We start from the raw sequence: 16,702 nt of genomic DNA on the forward strand, positions 1-16,702 counted from the left end.
GGCACAAGAACCCCTCCGCACCTTCAATGCAGAAAATAACAGGCAAAATGTTCACCTTGGGTCGAAAATCTCTTGTGAGCTTGGCCGCAGCTTTGCTGTTGGCGCTCACAAATTCCGTTGCGGCAGAAGTACAAACCGACCAAAAGCGCGGGCCGGTGACCAACCTGCCTTTGCCGCGCTATGTGTCTTTGAAAGCCAGCAAGGCCAACGTGCGGCGCGGCCCCTCGCGCACGCACCGGATCGACTGGGTTTTCACCCGCAAATCCATGCCGCTTCAGATCACCGCCGAATATGGCCACTGGCGCCGTGTGCGCGACATCGAAGGCGCAGGCGGCTGGGTGCATTACTCGCTTCTGTCCGGCGTGCGCACGGTGATTGTCCAGAAAGACATGCTGCCGCTCGCCATCCGCCCGGAAGCCGAAACACAGGCCACCGCACATCTTGAGCTGGGTGTGATTGCCAAACTTGAAGAATGCAATCCAGACTGGTGCCGTCTGAAGGCGGGCGGCTACAAAGGCTGGGTCCAGAAATCCGACCTGTGGGGCGTCTCAGCCGAGGAAATCCGCGACTGAACTGCGCGCTGTCGCTTGGACAATCTCTCATAGGTATCTGACGCAACTTTCAGGACTGGCTGCGGTCTCGGTCCACAAGCAAGACCACACAGCCAGCGCCCAATCCGCACGATGAAGCGCGGGTGCGCTGCTGGCGAAGAGGCCAAAGTGGCCAATGCTGCACTTGGATCGTACGCCGGATCTTTAGGTCGGTTCGTGTTGCACAAGATTGTTGTCGCAGCGCTCCGAAAGTCATTTCAAAGACTTAGATTCGAGCGAAATAGCGCTGCGGAACGGAACGTTTTTGCCTCACACGGGGTGCAGCCGGACAAGGTCCGGTGTACGGAGATGGTACTGAAAAAGTTTGTGACCGGTTGGGTTAACGTTGGTTCGCTGGCTTCCGGGGGGCTATCCTTACGTACCATGAAATTGATTTCAGGAAATGATTATGAACGACGACGCCCTCAAACCTCCCGACGCAGTCACCTTGTTTTTGCAGTACAAGGAAATGTACAAAGCAAGAGCGGATAGCTATATGAAAAAACAAACTACCACTACTGTGGTAATTGTTGTTTTCAGCGCGATCAACACTGGAATCATTGCCCTATCCCAAGTTTTAGGCACCTTTGGAGTAATCACGGCAACCGCCATATCTGCGGGTGTTGCGATAGCAACTTCTCTACAATCATCTTTTAAATACAAAGATTTGTGGGTTCGCTATCGCGAGGCACAATGGAAACTCACGGTCGAGAAAATGAAGTTTGACTTAGCAACCGGAGAATATGGAGCCGCAGAAGATGAAAAAAGGCAAAGGTTGTTCGGCGAGCGAATTATCCACATTGTGGATGAGGAACGAAAAGGCTGGAGGGAGGGGTTTGAAGAAGACTCGGAAAGCTAGGGCTCTTATTGAGTTTCCGGGATGACACAAGTGTCTCGACTAACGCGCCGTTGCAACGAAGGCCGAATTTCGCGAAAACGCATAGTTGAGAACTTTGAGTCGGACAGCCAACACTTCCCGCAACGTAGCACAAGCCGTAATCCTGCTATTTGGGTGTGGCGCAAATAGGACCGCTTTCGCTCCACCGCCCAAGAGCAGTCTTTCGGCACGCAAGAACCAACCGAAACAACGTCCCACGCACCCACCTTCGCAACCACCAGCCCAATACCGCCCCGCTGACGGCCTCAAAAAACCTCCCGCCGAGCGCCATACTTCCATGACGCTCCACGGGCACTCATTGCGCGCTGCTTACTGCGCCGCCTCTGCGGCTGCGCGGATGGCGCGGATGTTGTCGCCGTAGACCTGCGCCTGATCGACAGAGCCGCCTTTGAACACGGCAGAGCCCGCCACCAGCACATCGGCGCCAGCCGCCGCCACCAGAGGCGCGGTTTCTGTGGTCACACCGCCGTCGATCTGAATGTGGATCTCGCGATCCCCGATCATCTCGCGGCAGCGGCGGGTTTTCTCCACACCGGAGTGGATGAACTTCTGCCCGCCAAAGCCGGGGTTCACGGTCATGATCAGCACCATATCCACCAGATCCATCACATGCTCGATGCTCTCCAGCGGCGTGCCGGGGTTGAGGCTCACACCGGCCTTCACGCCCTGCGCCTTGATCGCCTGCAACGTGCGGTGAATATGCGGGCCGGCCTCCACATGGGCGGTGATCATATCGGCACCGGCCTCGGCATAGGCCTCGATATAAGGGTCCACCGGCGCGATCATCAGATGCACATCCATGAAGGTTTTCACGTGCGGACGGAACGCTTTCACGGCGGGCGGGCCAAAGGTCAGGTTGGGCACAAAATGGCCGTCCATCACATCCACATGCACCCAATCCGCGCCCTGATCCTCAATCGCGCGGATCTCCGCGCCAAAGTTGGCAAAATCCGCTGACAGGATGGATGGGGCGATCTTAATCTTGCGATCAAAGCTCATATCTGGCTCCTCTCCGGCCACGCCGGGATCTGAAGGGCTGCGGGGTCAGGCGTGTTATCAGACCGCGCAAAATGGCGACATCACCCCCTCTGAGGGCGATTCGAAACTGGCGGCAAAATGGCGAGACAGAGGGCAAATTTCAATCGAATTGGCATCCACACCGCAAAGTTCACAATCCGCCTAATTTTTCATCTTAGGTTTTCAGTTAGCGCAAAAATTGCACGCACCGCACAAATGCGCTCAAAAATCGGGCAGTCTCACTTTCCGCCCGGCGCCACCGATGCGAGTCAAAGGCAAATTCCCTGCCGAAAGACCGGAGAGTGCCATCACCGCGCTGACCCTCATATCACGTCCAGAGCCTGCCCTGCCGCCCACGCAGCAGCAGCCGCGCGCACAAGGCAGTGCCGATATCCGCAGCAAACTGCGCGAGGACAGCTCCGTTCTGGATGATCTGCGCCTGTCCGGCTCCAGCCGCGTCCTGTTTCCGCACGCAAACTACGCGCACGGCCGCACCAAAGCGCTTCAGGCGGTCCTGCTCAACACCGCAGGCGGCATCACCGGAGGCGACCGTTTCTCCGTTGCCGCCGCCGCTGGCACAGGCAGCCATCTCACCGTGACCACCCAGGCCGCAGAGCGGGCGTATCGCAGCATCGACGCAAAGCCCGGCCAGCTGGACAGCACGCTCACCCTGTCTGAGAACAGCCAACTCGATTGGCTGCCGCAGGAAACCATCCTGTTTGACGGCGCATCGCTGTCGCGCAGCCTGACCGTCGACATGCATGAAACCGCGCGTTTCCTGATGGTGGAGCCGCTGATTTTTGGCCGCACCGCTATGGGCGAAACCGTGCGCAAAGCCGATATCTTTGACCGCATCACCGTGACCCGCGGAGACAACCTGCTGTTTGCCGATCGCGTCAAACTCAGCGGCAATATTCAGGCCCAGCTTGACCGACCCACCATCGCTGGCGGTGCCCGCGCCATGGCGACGCTATTGCTGGCCGCACCGGATGCAGCCCGCCATCTGGATGCCCTGCGCGCGCTTTTGCCCGCAGCAGCAGGGGCCAGCGTGATCCGCGACGGCCTCCTCTTTGCCCGCATTCTCGCCGCAGACGGCCACGCCCTGCGCCAATCCCTCATTCCCGCGCTCACGCTTCTGCACGGCGCCGATATTCCCCGAACATGGATGCTCTGACCACATGCAACTGACTCCCCGCGAAAAGGACAAACTGCTGATCGCCATGGCGGCCGAGGTCGCCCGCAAGCGCCTCGCGCGCGGCGTAAAGCTGAACCACCCAGAAGCCATTGCCCTGATCACCGACGCCGTTGTCGAAGGCGCACGGGACGGCCGCTCCGTGGCCGACCTCATGCAATCCGGCGCGCAGGTCATCACCCGCGAACAGTGCATGGAGGGCATCGCAGAGATGATCCATGAGGTGCAGGTGGAGGCCACCTTCCCCGATGGCACAAAGCTCGTCACCGTCCACAACCCGATCCGCTGACCAAAACAGAAAGACCCATCATGCAACGTTTTGCCGTCACCGCCCTCCCCGCCAAAAGCGCCGCTCCGGCCTTGGCACAATCCAGTGATCCCCTGCTTCTGGCACAGCTGGCAGGCAGCTTCACCCTTGGCGCACTTGGTCTTCTCGCGTGGTCCCTGCAATGAGCCCCGGCGAACTGATCCCTGCAGAGGGCGAACTCACCCTGAACGAACACGCCGAAGTCACCACCCTCAAGGTGGCCAACACCGGCGACCGCCCCATTCAGGTGGGCAGCCACTACCACTTTGCCGAAACCAATCCGGCTCTGGAATTTGACCGCGCCGCCGCCCACGGCCTGCGTCTGGACATCGCCGCCGGCACCGCCGTGCGCTTTGAGCCGGGTCAACGCCGCGAAGTGAACCTCATCCCGGTTTCAGGCGCCCGCCGCATCTACGGATTTAATCAGAAAGTCATGGGGCCTCTCTCATGACATAACCCCAAGGAGATTTTGATGCAGACACTTGCCATGGGCTCTATCACGGCCTCACTGAACGGGTTTATCTTCATGTCGCGCATGATGGAGCGCAACATGCGCACCTCTCATGCCATGACCAAGGCCATGATGACCTCCATGGGCCTGCGCCGCCCGGACTCCGTCTCAGAGGTGTCTGCACCTTTCGCCGCACCGCCTGCCGCCGAGGAGGCCAAACCGGTCCCGGTGACCAAACCTGCCGCCAAACGCCCGCCCCGCCGCAAAGCCAGCACCACGACCAAACCCAAAGCCAAGACCACCCGCCCTGCATCACGCGCAGCCGCCAAGCCCGCGCCCTCAGAGCCGAGCTTCAAAACCACCAGCGCCAATGTCGCAACATCACCTGCGCCAAAAGTCGCCAAGACCGCCGCGCCGGAAACGCCAGCGGCCAAACCCGCGCCAAAGGCCAAGCCCGCCACCAAAACGGCGAAGACCGCAAACACGCCTGCTGCCAAGGCCGCCACAACCAAACCTGCAGCCGCCAAAGCTGTCGCCAAACCAACGGTGGCCAAAACCGCAGAGCCCAAAACGCCAAAAACAGCCGCGCCAAAGGCCAAACCCGCCGCAAAGACTGCGACACCCGCGCCCGCAAAGGCCGCGCCAAAACCTAAGGCCAAAGCAAAGGCAAGCACAGCTGCTGCCCCCAAAGTGGCCGCCAAACCCGCACCCGCGGCCAAAACCGCAACGCCCAGCGCCGAGCTTGCACCGACGCGCAAACCCAAACGCCAGCCTTCTAAGCCTCCGGCCATGCCGCAGGCTTCAAAACCCCAAAAGTAATCCAGAGGCGGGTCCCGCCCGCCCTCTGCGCAACCAACAGAGACGTCCTTAAATGCCAGCCAAAATTTCCCGCTCCGACTATGCCGCCATGTTTGGCCCCACCGTGGGCGACAAGCTGCGCCTCGCTGACACTGATCTCGTGATCGAGGTGGAGCGGGATCTCACCGCCGAGAAAGCGGGCAACGGCAATGCGCTGAGTTACGGCGAAGAGGTCAAATTCGGCGGCGGCAAGGTGATCCGCGACGGCATGGGGCAAGCCCAGACCACCCGCGCCGAAGGGGCTGTGGACACGGTCATCACCAACGCGCTGATTGTGGATCACACCGGCATCTACAAGGCGGATGTGGGCCTTAAGGATGGGCGCATCGCCAAGATCGGCAAAGCAGGCAACCCCGACACCCAGCCGGGGGTGGACATCATCGTCGGCCCCGGCACCGAGGCCATCGCGGGGGAGGGCAAAATCCTGACCGCAGGCGGTTTTGACAGCCACATCCACTACATCTGCCCCCAGCAGATCGAAGATGCGCTGCACTCCGGCCTCACCACCATGCTCGGCGGCGGCACCGGCCCGGCCCACGGCACGCTGGCCACCACCTGCACCCCCGGCCCATGGCACATTGGCCGCATGCTGCAATCCGCTGATGCTTTCCCGATGAACCTCGCCTTTGCGGGCAAGGGCAACGCCTCGCTGCCTGCCGCCATCGAAGAACAGGTCAAGGCTGGCGCCTGCGCGCTCAAGCTGCACGAAGACTGGGGCACCACGCCCGCCGCGATTGATTGCTGCCTCTCCGTGGCCGACGCCATGGACGTGCAGGTGATGATCCACACCGACACGCTCAACGAAAGCGGCTTTGTGGAAAACACCGTGGCCGCCATGAAAGGCCGCACCATCCACGCTTTCCATACTGAGGGCGCAGGCGGCGGTCACGCGCCGGACATTATCAAGATATGCGGCGAAGAGCATGTGCTGCCCTCCTCCACCAACCCCACACGGCCCTTCACCGTGAACACGGTGGATGAGCATCTCGACATGCTCATGGTCTGCCACCATCTCGACAAATCCATCCCCGAGGATGTGGCCTTTGCCGAAAGCCGCATCCGGCGCGAGACCATCGCCGCCGAGGACATCCTGCATGACATGGGCGCGTTCTCGATCATCGCCTCCGACAGTCAGGCCATGGGCCGCGTCGGCGAAGTGCTGATCCGCACATGGCAGACCGCTGACAAAATGAAGAAACAGCGCGGCCGCCTTGCTGAGGAGACCGGCGAGAACGACAACTTCCGCGTCCGCCGCTATATCGCAAAATACACCATCAACCCCGCCATTGCCCATGGCATCGCCCATCAGATCGGCTCCATTGAAGAAGGCAAACGCGCCGATCTCGTGTTGTGGAACCCGGCCTTCTTTGGCGTAAAGCCCGAAATGGTGCTGATTGGCGGCTCGATTGTCTGTGCGCAGATGGGCGACCCCAACGCCTCTATCCCAACGCCCCAGCCGGTCTACTCCCGCCCGATGTTTGGCGCCTATGGCCGCGCCGTGGAAAACGCCGCCGTTGTGTTTGTGTCAGAAGCGGCACAAGCGGAAAACATCGGTGCGTCACTGGGCTTGGCAAAACAAACCATCGCGGTTCAGAATACCCGCAAGATTGGCAAGTCGGATCTGAAACTGAACGCCGCCACCCCGGAAATCGAAGTCAACCCAGAGACTTACGAGGTGCGCGCGGACGGCGAACTTCTGACCTGTCAGCCTGCCGAGGTGCTGCCCATGGCACAGCGGTACTTTATGTTCTGACCGGAGGCCTTATGCGCGCACTTCTTCTCGCCCTCACCTGCTTTGCCAGCCCTCTCGCTGCGCAATGCCCAACCGCTTCTGACATGGAAACCGGCATCCGCCTGGTGGACATGGAAGGCACCGTGGAAACCTATGAGGCCTTCGGCGCAAACCACATTCGCGGCGCCTGGGAGGAAGGCTCTGAGGTGCTGTCAAAGTTTGTCCTGCTCAAAGGCATCTACCTTGTGGAGTATTTTGATGTGAGCGACGGCAACGCCATCACCAGCTCCCGCAGAACCCACAGCTACCCCCTGCCGCCCGAAAAAGCGCCGCTCCCGGTCGCAGGCGGGCGCTGGGACACCAAAGTGGTGACCATGGACAGCGAAGGTGTCGTTAGCGGCACCGAAAGCTACCTCTTCGGCGACCCGACACAGGTCACCCTTGGCGGCTGCAGCTACGACATGATCGCGGTCACCGCCATCTACCATGACGACGACGGCTATCAGGAAACCCTGCACTACCTGCCCGAACTCGGTTTCTCCTACCTCTCTGAGTCCAAATCCAAAGACGCAGAGCCAGACCGCTATGTCTATGTCCGGATCGAAGCCGCAAACTAATCCCCGCCCTGCGCTGACGCTGCATTGCAGCAAACGCAGGCCAGCTATGACGAAAGACCCCGTGCACATGCCCCTCCATTTCCCCCATATAAAGCGCCAGGGGAGGACCGAACGTTTTACTCAAACCGAGGTTCATCATGGCACTGACCGACACAACATCCGCCGCACCGCTCACTCTGGGCAAAGTGCTGGCCGCACCGTTCCGCGCAATCGGCAATGGCTTCGTTTCGCTGATCGAAAACAACAGCCGCATTCAGCAGGTCGACCGACTGAACGCACTGACCGACGCCCAGCTGGCCGCACGTGGCCTGAAGCGCGAGGACATCGTGCAGCACGTCTTCCGCGACTACATGCATCTCTGATCCTGCGGGCAACCGGGGGGGCGTCATGACCGCTCTGCCAACCGCCCGCGCCTATCACGGCCACGCCCATGCCCCCGCTGCGGGGCAGGTGGCCCTGACCTACGAAGACCGCTTCCTGCGCCGCAAAACCCTGCGGCTGGAAGACGGCACCCGCATCCTCGTCGATCTGCCCAAGACCACGTCGCTCGACCATGGCGGTGTTCTGGTGCTGACCGACGGGCGCGAAATCACCGTGACCGCCGCGCCGGAACCGCTTCTGCAGGTCACCGCCCCCGATCTCACCCGCATCGCCTGGCACGTTGGCAACCGCCACACCCCCTGCCAGATCGAAAGCACGCGCCTGCTGATCCAGCCTGACCACGTGATCAAAGAGATGCTCACGCTGCTTGGCGCCACCGTGACAGAGGTCTGTGAACCCTTCACACCGGAAGGCGGTGCCTATGGCCACGGCCGCACCCATGGCCACGATCACAGCCACCCGCACGCCCATGACCACACACATGATCACAGTCACGGTCATGACCACCCGCATGAGCACTGATCCGATCCTCACATTGGCCCAATGGCTCTCCCCCGCCTATCCGGTGGGGGCCTTCACCTACAGCCACGGGCTGGAGGCGCTGGTGGAGTGCGGCACTGTCCACAATGCCGCCAGCTTTTCCGACTGGCTGCAGGACACGCTTACGCACGGCGCAGGCCACAATGACGTGATCCTGCTCACCGCCGCCTACAACGCAGACGATCTGACCGCCCTGACCGAGGCGGACGACCTCGCCCGCGCGCTCGCCCCCTCTGCCGAGCGTCTGCTGGAAACCGATCAGCAGGGCGCGGCCTTTGTGCGCACCGCCAGCGCCATCCACGACCTCGACCTGACACAGCTCACTTATCCGGTGGCCGTGGGCCGCGCCGCGCGCCTGCAAGACCTGCCGCTGCCAGACACCGCCCGCTTCTTCCTGCACGCCTTTGCCGCCAACCTCACCTCCGCCGCCACCCGGCTTGTGCCTTTGGGACAGACCGAGGCGCAAAGCGTGCTCACCGCCCTCACCCCACTGTGCCAGTCCATCGCAGATCAGGCGATCACCGAGCCGCTCTCCGCCATCGCCTCCACCACCTTTGCCTCCGACATCGCCTCAATGCGGCATGAAACCCAATACTCCCGGCTGTTCCGGTCCTAACCTCACAGGAAACCCACATGACCTCCTCCGCCCCCTCCCCCCATGGCCCGCTCCGCATCGGCATCGGCGGCCCCGTCGGCGCCGGCAAAACCACACTCACCGCCAACCTCTGCCGTGCCCTGCGCGACAAGCTCTCCATCGCCGTTGTCACCAATGACATCTACACCCGCGAAGACGCCGAGGAGCTGATGCGCCAGCAGGTGTTGCCGCTGGATCGCATCAAAGGCGTGGAGACCGGCGGCTGCCCCCACACCGCCATCCGCGAAGACGCCTCCATCAACCTCGCCGCCATTGACGAGCTGACCAAAGAGATCCCCGATCTCGACATCGTGCTCATCGAATCCGGCGGCGACAACCTCTCCGCCACCTTCAGCCCCGAACTGGCCGACCTCACCATCTATGTGATCGACACAGCCGCAGGCGAAGAGATCCCGCGCAAAGGCGGCCCGGCCATCACCCGCTCCGACATTCTGGTGATCAACAAAACCGATCTTGCGCCCTATGTCGGGGCCTCGCTGGACGTCATGGAGCGCGACGCCGGCAAAATGCGCGGCACCCGCCCCTTCCTCTTCACCTCGCTGCGGCACGGCAAGGGGCTTGAGGCCCTGCTGCCCCTGATCGGCGAAATCGGCGGCGTCCCCGCCCTTATGGCCGACTAAGCGGAAAACTTTCCCGCCAAACACGTCCCTAAGGGCTTCTCATTCCCGAAATATCCCCGCCGGAGGCATCCTCCGCTTCAACCGGCGCGCGCCCCGCGCTATGAGCGCAGCAGGCAGCAACCGGCGGGACCCCCATGATCGAGCTTCAAAACGTCAGCCTCTCTTTTGGCGACCGCCAGGTCCTCAACGGCCTTTCGCTCACCCTGTCTGAGCGCCGCATCGCCATCATCGGGGCCAACGGCTCCGGCAAATCCACCCTCGCGCGCCTCCTCAATGGTCTTGCCCTGCCCACCTCCGGCGATGTGCTGATCGACGGGCTCAACACCCGCAAAAAGGGGCGTGACGTGCGCCGCAAGGTCGGCTTTGTCTTCCAGAACCCCGACAATCAGATCGTCATGCCAGTGGTTGAAGAAGACCTTGCCTTTGGCATGAAAAACTGCGGCTTTTCCACTGCTGAAATCGCCGCCAAAACCGATGAAATCCTTGCCCGCTATGATCTCAGCGAGCTGCGCGAACACCCCGCCCATCTGCTCTCAGGCGGGCAGAAACAGCTGATCGCCATCTCCGGCGTGCTGGTGATGAACCCCGACATCGTGGTGATGGACGAACCCACAACGCTTCTGGATCTGCGCAACAAACGCCGCATCGCCCGCGCCGTGGCAGAACTCGCCCAAACCGTCGTCATGGTCACTCATGATCTTGATCTGATCGCCGATTATGACCGGGTGATTGCCATTGATGAAGGCCGCGTTTTTGCCGACGGGCCGCCTGCGGAGGTCATCCCCGCCTATCAGGAGCTCATGGCCTGATGCTGGATCTCTACTCCCCCGGCCACTCCCCCCTGCATCGCATGCGCCCCGCGGTCAAAATGGCGGCGCTGATGGCGGGCGCCACCCTGCTCTTCATCAACCAGAGCTTGGCCGTGACCGCCGCAGCCACGCTGGCGATCCTTGCGCTCTACCCGCTGGCGCAGCTCACGCTGAAACAAGCCTTTGCCCAGATACGGCCGCTCTTGTGGATCTTTGTGCTCTTCTTTGCGGTGCAGTGGTATTTCTCGGGCCTCACACTGGCAGCCTACGTGGTGCTGCGCCTCGCCGCCCTGATCCTGCTGGCCAGTCTTGTGACCCTGACCACGCGCTCCTCGGATATGATCGACACCATGACGCGCGCGCTCAGCATCCTGCGCCCCTTTGGCGTCAACCCCGCCAAGGTCAGCCTCGCGATCTCACTGGCGCTGCGTTTCATTCCGGTTCTGGCGCAGATCATGCGCGACGTGCGCGAGGCCCAGAAAGCGCGCGGGCTGGAGCGCTCGGTGATTGCTGTGGCCATGCCCATGGCAATCCGCGCCATAAAGATGGCGGATGATATTTCTGATGCCATCGATTCCAGAGGATATCGTTCCTAAGTCCGCCCCGTTAGCGCCTCATGCCCTTGAGCCCTCAGCGGCTTTTGCGCACCCCTCCCGCCAAACAGATTTCTGACAAGGGACGGATCAAATGGACACCGCAATGAAACAAGGCTTCGCGACCAGAGACATCGTCTATATCGCACTCTTTGCCGCTCTCACCGCCGCACTTGGCCTGATGCCCCCGATCCATTTCGCAGGCGCCGCCTTGCCTCCGATCACCGCACAGTCGCTGGGCGTGATGCTCGCCGGTGCCGTGCTTGGGGCCAAACGCGGCGGCCTTGCGCTCCTGCTCTTCATTGCACTGGTGGCCGTGGGCCTGCCGCTTCTGTCCGGTGGCCGTGGCGGCTTTGGCGTGCTGATCGGCACCTCCGGCGGCTTCCTGCTGGCATGGCCGCTTTGTGCCGCACTGATCGGCTATCTTGTGGAGCGCGACACCGACAACAGCGCCTTTAAAACAGGTCTGAACGTGGCCCTTGGCGGCATCGTTCTGATGTATGCCGCAGGCATTCCTTGGATGGCGTTCATCGGCAAACTGGGCATGACCAAATCCCTCGCGATCATGGTGGCCTATGTCCCCGGCGATCTGGTAAAGGTGGTTCTGGCGACAGTGATCGCCCGCGGTCTGCGCCGCGCCTTTCCAGCCCTCTGAGGACGCGCTTGCCTTTACGCCACGCAATAGATCATCACGCCCGCCAGCGCCCCGACGCGCTGGCGGTTGCGCTTTCCAAGACCCGCCTGACCTACGGCGCGCTGCACCGCAAGCTGCAACGCCTGCATGCCGCGCTCAGCGCTCTGCCCACCCAGCCCCGCGCCGACCTTTCCCTGCCCGAAGGCGCGCGCAATTTTGCCCTCTCTGCGGGCAACCACCCCAACGCGCCCACCCTGCTGGCCACCGCACTGGCCACGCCCCACGCCGTCACTCTGCTTGATCCGCAGTGGCCCGACGCCCTGCATCAGCGCGTGCTGGCCAAACTCCCCCCCGATGCGCTGTTCTGCCTCTCCACCCAGACCGCCCTGATCGCCGCAGCCGAGCGCCTCGGCATCCCTGCCATCCGCATCGACACCGCCGATTTTGACACCTTCCTGGCCGCCCCTGCCGAGATCCCCTTCACCGATCCGCGCGCAATCTTCATGGTTGGCTTCACCTCCGGCACCACCTCCGAGCCCAAAGCCTTTGCCCGCGCCCGCCACAGCTGGCGCGCCTCGCTCGATGCCAGCCGCCTCGCCTTTGCGCTGACCGAACAAAGCAACACATTTGCCCCCGGCCCGCTGGCCCACGGCATCACGCTCTATGCGCTTGCTGAAACACTGGAACTTGGCGCTTCCTTCCACGCCCTGCCGAAATTCGACCTCGCCGCCGCCCATGCAGCGATGGCCGAGACCCGCCGCATCGTCGCCGTGCCCAGTCTCTTGGGCGCGCTTTGCCACGGCACGCCGCTTTCGCAAATCGTTGAGATCACCACCGCCGGGGCCAAGCTCGACCCAGCACTCTTGGAAAAAGCCCGCGCCTTCTTCCCCCGCGCCCGCGTGCATGAATATTACGGCGCGTCCGAGCTTGGCTTTGTCAGCCTCAACACCCACGGCCGCGACAGCTCTTCTGCGCCAGCCCATTCCGTCGGCCGCCCCTTCCCCCATGTGGAACTCTCCCTGCGCCAGAACGGCCAGGAGGTCGCCCAGGGTGAAGCCGGCACCATCTTTGTGCGCGGCGATCTGGCGATCGACAGCTACCTCTGGGGCGGGCGCAACTCCGGCTTCCGCCGCGAAGGCCCATGGGCCACCGTCGGCGACGTGGGCAAGCTCAACAACGACGGCAGCCTCAGCCTTCTGGGCCGTGAAGGCGGCATGGTCATCACCGCAGGCCACAACGTCTACCCGCAGGAAATCGAAACCGCGCTCTCTGAAATCCCCGGCCTCACTGCCGCCGTGGTGCTCGGCGTGGCCCATCAGTCGCGCGGTCAGGAACTGGTCGCCATTGTTGAGGGCGACACGCCGCTGGACGAACTCCGCTCCCAACTCGCCATCCGCCTGCCCCGCTACAAACTCCCGCGCCATTTCTACCGCACGCAAGACTGGCCCCTGACCAGCTCCGGCAAACCCGACCGCGGCCGCCTGCTCTCCTGGCTCAGCAAAAAGGACGCGCGCCTTGTCCCTGCTGCCACCTGAGCGCCAACCGGTCATCATCGCCGCCCGCCGCAGCGCCATTGGCCGCGCAGGCGGCATGTTTGCCTCTTTGGATGTCGAAGACCTCGCCGCCCCCGTTCTGCAAGCCACCCTCGCTGACGCAGGCCTCTCCCCTGACCAGCTCGACGACGTGATCTTGGGCAACGCCGCAGGCCCCGGCGGCAACCTGGCCCGCCTCGCCGCCCTACACGCAGGTTTCCCCACATCCATCCCCGGCATGACCGTAGATCGCCAATGCGGTTCGGGTCTTGAGGCCGTGATGCTGGCCTGCCACCTCATCAAGGCAGGCGCAGGCACAACCTATCTCGCAGGCGGCGTGGAAAGCCAAAGCCGCGCGCCTCTGCGCACCCTGCCCGCCAGCGGCGACTTACCAGAACACAGCTACAAACGCGCGCGCTTTTCCCCTGACTCCATCGGGGATCCAGAGATGGGCGTCGCCGCCGACACAGTGGCAAATGAGTTCAACATCTCCCGCGCCCGCCAGGACGCCTTCGCCCTGCGCTCCCAAGAGCGCGCCAAACATGCCCGCGATGCCGGTCGTTTCACCGGTGAAATCACCCCCATCGCAGGCCACGCCACCGACGCATGTATCCGCGACAGCATGACGGCCGCGCGCCTCGCCCGCCTGCGCCCCGCCTTCACCCAAGACGGCACCGTCACCGTCGGCAACGCCTGCCCGCTCAACGACGGAGCCGCCGCGCTCCTGATCACCAGTGCCGCCAAAGCCCGCGCCCTCGGCCACAGCAAGGCGTTGGCCTTTCTCGGGGGCGCAGCGGCAGGTGTGGATCCCAATATCCTCGGCACCGGCCCTGTTGCCTCCACCCGCAAACTGCTCAAGCACCACCCAAACCTCAGCCTCTCTGATCTCACACATCTGGAGTTCAACGAAGCCTTCGCCGCGCAGGTGCTGGCCAGCCTCGACGCGCTGGAGATCGACGAGACCCTGCCCAACCAAGACGGCGGCGCCATCGCCCTTGGGCACCCCTTTGGAGCCTCCGGCGCCATCCTCGTGGTGCGCCTGTTCAGCCAGCTCATTCGCCAACAAGCCCCAGACAACGCACTGGCCATGGCCCTGATCGGCATCGGCGGCGGCCAAGGCCTCACCGCCGCCTTCCAACCCACACACCTCTAAGCGCTTCTCATTCTTCAAATATCCCGGGGTGAGCCGCGTCTCGGAATGTGTCCAGTGGACACATTCAGCGGCGAACGGGCGGAGCCCAGCACCTTTGGTGTGACGAGGGCAGCGCCCTCAAACCAAAACGGGGCCGCCAAGCGACCCCGTCTCTATCTTCCCATCAGACGTGTTTATTCGTCTTCGTCATCCAGCATCCGCACCGCACCCAGCGAGGCGTTGGACACATGCGCCGCATAGACCTTCAGCGCCTTGGACACCGCACGTGGGCGCCCTTCCGCTTTCCAGAACTTCTTGTCCGCCTGCGGGTGGTTGTCACGACGGCGCTGCAGCTCCTCGTCGCTCACATCCAGATGGATGGTGCGGTTTGGCACAGAGATTTTGATCTTATCGCCATCTTCCACCAGACCGATCACGCCCTTTTCCGCCGCTTCCGGCGAGGCGTGGCCAATCGACAAACCAGCCGTGCCGCCAGAGAAACGGCCATCGGTCAGCAGCGCACAGGTGGTGTCGAGCTTCTTGGATTTGAGGTAGGCGGTTGGATAGAGCATTTCCTGCATGCCCGGCCCACCTTTCGGGCCCTCATAGCGGATCACCACCACGGAATAAGGCTTCACCTCATTCTGCAGAATGCCATGCATCGCGTCTTCCATGGATTCAAAGACCTTTGCGGTGCCTTCAAACTCATACATCTCTTTGATCACGCCTGCGGTCTTCAGGATACAGCCCTGCTCCGCGATGTTGCCAAACAGCACGCAGAGGCCGCCTTCCTGAGAATAGGCATTGGCAAAGTCGCGCACGCAGCCGTCCTCAATGTCCAGATCCAGCTCGGTGTACATCCGCGACTGGCTGAAGGCTTCCGTGGTGCGCACACCACCGGGGGCCGCGATGAACAGATCGCGCGCTTCGTTGCCCGCGGTCTCGCGGCGCACATCCCATTTGTCGATGAACTCACCCACAGTGCGCTCATGCACGGTGGCGCAATCCCGGTGGATTTTGCCTTCGCGCTCCAGCTCCCCCATGATCCGCGCAATACCGCCCGCGCGGTGCACGTCTTCCATGTGGTACTTCGGTGTCGAAGGCGCCACTTTGCTCAGATGCGGGATCTCTCGGCTCAAACGGTCCATATCCGCCATGGTGAAATCCACGCCGCCTTCATGGGCAATCGCCAAGAGGTGCAGCACGGTGTTGGTGGAGCCGCCCATGGCAATATCGAGCGCCATGGCGTTTTCAAAGGCTTTGAAGTTCGCGATCCCACGGGGCAGCGCGGTCTCGTCACCTTCTTTGTACCAGCGATCACACAGCTCGATGATCTTGTGACCGGCTTCTTCAAACAGCCCGCGGCGTTTGGAGTGGGTCGCCAGCAGCGAGCCATTGCCCGGCAGCGCCAGACCCAGCGCTTCGGCCAGACAGTTCATGGAGTTGGCGGTGAACATGCCGGAGCAGGAACCACAGGTCGGGCAGGCGGAGCGCTCGAGCTTGTCCACCTCTTCCTGGCTGCGGTCTTCGTCCGTAGCGCCCACAATCGCGGTCACGAGGTCGGCCTTGTGCTCACCATCTTTCAGGATCACCTTACCGGCTTCCATCGGGCCACCGGAGACAAAAATCGCCGGAATGTTCAGGCGCATTGCCGCCATCAGCATACCGGGGGTGATCTTGTCACAGTTGGAAATACAGACCAACGCATCGGCGCAATGGGCATTGGCCATATACTCCACGGAGTCGGCGATCACTTCGCGCGAGGGCAGGGAATAGAGCATCCCGTCATGGCCCATAGCGATGCCGTCATCCACCGCAATGGTGTTCATCTCTTTGGCCACACCACCGGCTTTCTCGATTTCACGCGCCACCAGCTGGCCCATGTCCTTGAGGTGCACGTGTCCGGGCACAAATTCGGTAAAGGAGTTGACCACAGCCACAATCGGCTTGCCGAAGTCCTCAGTTTTCATACCCGTCGCCCGCCATAGCGCGCGCGCAGCCGCCATTCGGCGACCGAATGTGGAGGTCTTGGAACGAAGATCGGGCATTTTGTGCTCTCCTGAGGATGGCGTTGGCACCCACGTGGGCGCCCCTTTCATTTCTGGTCTGAACGGGTGCCATTCAAGGGGCCGAAATGCAAGTAT

20 protein-coding genes are annotated in these 16,702 nt (G+C 62.3%); 17 read left to right on the forward strand and 3 right to left on the reverse strand.

The window, feature by feature from the left end; genetic code table 11:
• The first annotated feature begins 47 nt into the window (after positions 1–47).
• Together ACO07T_RS08690 and ACO07T_RS08695 are read left to right on the forward strand one after the other, a co-directional pair.
• A complete protein-coding gene (locus tag ACO07T_RS08690; RefSeq protein ID WP_422049070.1) occupies positions 48–572 on the forward strand; it encodes an SH3 domain-containing protein in 525 nt (174 codons plus the stop codon).
• 427 nt (positions 573–999) lie between these two features.
• A complete protein-coding gene (locus tag ACO07T_RS08695; RefSeq protein ID WP_422049071.1) occupies positions 1,000–1,449 on the forward strand; it encodes a DUF4231 domain-containing protein in 450 nt (149 codons plus the stop codon).
• A gap of 348 nt (positions 1,450–1,797) precedes the next feature.
• Here the strand turns inward: ACO07T_RS08695 and rpe are convergent, their stop codons facing one another.
• Positions 1,798–2,487 carry a ribulose-phosphate 3-epimerase gene (gene rpe, locus ACO07T_RS08700; RefSeq protein WP_209077161.1) on the reverse strand — a complete coding sequence of 230 codons (690 nt, stop codon included), beginning with the start codon at positions 2,485–2,487 and terminating at the stop codon, positions 1,798–1,800.
• Between the two features lie 280 nt (positions 2,488–2,767).
• Between rpe and ACO07T_RS08705 the strand changes: the two genes are divergently transcribed.
• From ACO07T_RS08705 to ACO07T_RS08720, 4 genes are read left to right on the forward strand one after another with little or no spacing between them, the layout of a single operon-like run.
• Entirely contained in the window at positions 2,768–3,679 is a 912-nt protein-coding gene (locus ACO07T_RS08705) for an urease accessory protein UreD (protein WP_422049072.1), read from the forward strand.
• A gap of 4 nt (positions 3,680–3,683) precedes the next feature.
• A complete protein-coding gene (locus ACO07T_RS08710; RefSeq protein WP_422049073.1) occupies positions 3,684–3,986 on the forward strand; it encodes an urease subunit gamma in 303 nt (100 codons plus the stop codon).
• A 20-nt stretch (positions 3,987–4,006) separates the two neighbouring features.
• Positions 4,007–4,150 carry a hypothetical protein gene (locus ACO07T_RS08715; RefSeq protein ID WP_422049074.1) on the forward strand — a complete coding sequence of 48 codons (144 nt, stop codon included), beginning with the start codon at positions 4,007–4,009 and terminating at the stop codon, positions 4,148–4,150.
• The gene (locus tag ACO07T_RS08720) at positions 4,147–4,455 is read left to right on the forward strand and encodes an urease subunit beta (RefSeq protein ID WP_422049075.1); all 309 of its coding nucleotides are present in this window, start codon (positions 4,147–4,149) and stop codon (positions 4,453–4,455) included. Before ACO07T_RS08715 ends, ACO07T_RS08720 begins: the two co-directional genes overlap by 4 nt.
• Positions 4,456–4,565: 110 nt before the next feature.
• On the opposite strand, the gene ACO07T_RS08725 is transcribed toward ACO07T_RS08720, so the two are convergent.
• Positions 4,566–5,246, reverse strand: a complete 681-nt coding sequence (locus tag ACO07T_RS08725; RefSeq protein ID WP_422049076.1) for a hypothetical protein — start codon at positions 5,244–5,246, stop codon at positions 4,566–4,568.
• 80 nt (positions 5,247–5,326) lie between these two features.
• Here ACO07T_RS08725 and ureC point away from each other — a divergent pair, with 80 nt between their 5' ends.
• The 11 genes from ureC (at position 5,327) to ACO07T_RS08780 (ending at position 14,579) form a co-directional block, all read left to right on the forward strand.
• Positions 5,327–7,066, forward strand: coding sequence for an urease subunit alpha (gene ureC, locus ACO07T_RS08730; RefSeq protein WP_209059539.1), 1,740 nt, complete (start codon positions 5,327–5,329; stop codon positions 7,064–7,066).
• An 11-nt stretch (positions 7,067–7,077) separates the two neighbouring features.
• The gene (locus tag ACO07T_RS08735) at positions 7,078–7,662 is read left to right on the forward strand and encodes a hypothetical protein (protein ID WP_422049077.1); all 585 of its coding nucleotides are present in this window, start codon (positions 7,078–7,080) and stop codon (positions 7,660–7,662) included.
• Between the two features lie 137 nt (positions 7,663–7,799).
• Positions 7,800–8,024 (forward strand): DUF1127 domain-containing protein, encoded by a 225-nt coding sequence (locus ACO07T_RS08740; protein WP_209059535.1) that lies wholly within the window; start codon positions 7,800–7,802, stop codon positions 8,022–8,024.
• A gap of 25 nt (positions 8,025–8,049) precedes the next feature.
• Positions 8,050–8,565: an urease accessory protein UreE gene (gene ureE / locus ACO07T_RS08745; protein ID WP_422049078.1), complete on the forward strand. Its 516-nt coding sequence runs from the start codon at positions 8,050–8,052 to the stop codon at positions 8,563–8,565.
• Positions 8,555–9,199 carry an urease accessory protein UreF gene (locus ACO07T_RS08750; RefSeq protein WP_422049342.1) on the forward strand — a complete coding sequence of 215 codons (645 nt, stop codon included), beginning with the start codon at positions 8,555–8,557 and terminating at the stop codon, positions 9,197–9,199. The genes ureE and ACO07T_RS08750 overlap by 11 nt, the downstream gene beginning before the upstream one ends.
• 17 nt (positions 9,200–9,216) lie before the next feature.
• Positions 9,217–9,858, forward strand: a complete 642-nt coding sequence (gene ureG, locus ACO07T_RS08755) for an urease accessory protein UreG (protein WP_422049079.1) — start codon at positions 9,217–9,219, stop codon at positions 9,856–9,858.
• Positions 9,859–9,992: 134 nt separating this feature from the next.
• Positions 9,993–10,667 carry an energy-coupling factor ABC transporter ATP-binding protein gene (locus tag ACO07T_RS08760; protein WP_422049080.1) on the forward strand — a complete coding sequence of 225 codons (675 nt, stop codon included), beginning with the start codon at positions 9,993–9,995 and terminating at the stop codon, positions 10,665–10,667.
• Positions 10,667–11,263 (forward strand): energy-coupling factor transporter transmembrane component T family protein, encoded by a 597-nt coding sequence (locus ACO07T_RS08765; protein WP_422049081.1) that lies wholly within the window; start codon positions 10,667–10,669, stop codon positions 11,261–11,263. Before ACO07T_RS08760 ends, ACO07T_RS08765 begins: the two co-directional genes overlap by 1 nt.
• A gap of 103 nt (positions 11,264–11,366) precedes the next feature.
• Positions 11,367–11,915, forward strand: coding sequence for a biotin transporter BioY (locus tag ACO07T_RS08770; RefSeq protein ID WP_422049082.1), 549 nt, complete (start codon positions 11,367–11,369; stop codon positions 11,913–11,915).
• Between the two features lie 8 nt (positions 11,916–11,923).
• Positions 11,924–13,429 (forward strand): AMP-binding protein, encoded by a 1,506-nt coding sequence (locus ACO07T_RS08775; protein ID WP_422049083.1) that lies wholly within the window; start codon positions 11,924–11,926, stop codon positions 13,427–13,429.
• On the forward strand, positions 13,410–14,579 hold the full coding sequence (locus ACO07T_RS08780; RefSeq protein WP_422049084.1) for a thiolase family protein: 1,170 nt from the start codon (positions 13,410–13,412) through the stop codon (positions 14,577–14,579). Before ACO07T_RS08775 ends, ACO07T_RS08780 begins: the two co-directional genes overlap by 20 nt.
• A gap of 173 nt (positions 14,580–14,752) precedes the next feature.
• On the opposite strand, the gene ilvD is transcribed toward ACO07T_RS08780, so the two are convergent.
• A complete protein-coding gene (gene ilvD, locus ACO07T_RS08785; RefSeq protein WP_209059488.1) occupies positions 14,753–16,606 on the reverse strand; it encodes a dihydroxy-acid dehydratase in 1,854 nt (617 codons plus the stop codon).
• Positions 16,607–16,702: the final 96 nt, after the last annotated feature.

The sequence above is a fragment of the Shimia sp. genome, assembly GCF_965227725.1.
Lineage (GTDB): Bacteria > Pseudomonadota > Alphaproteobacteria > Rhodobacterales > Rhodobacteraceae > Shimia.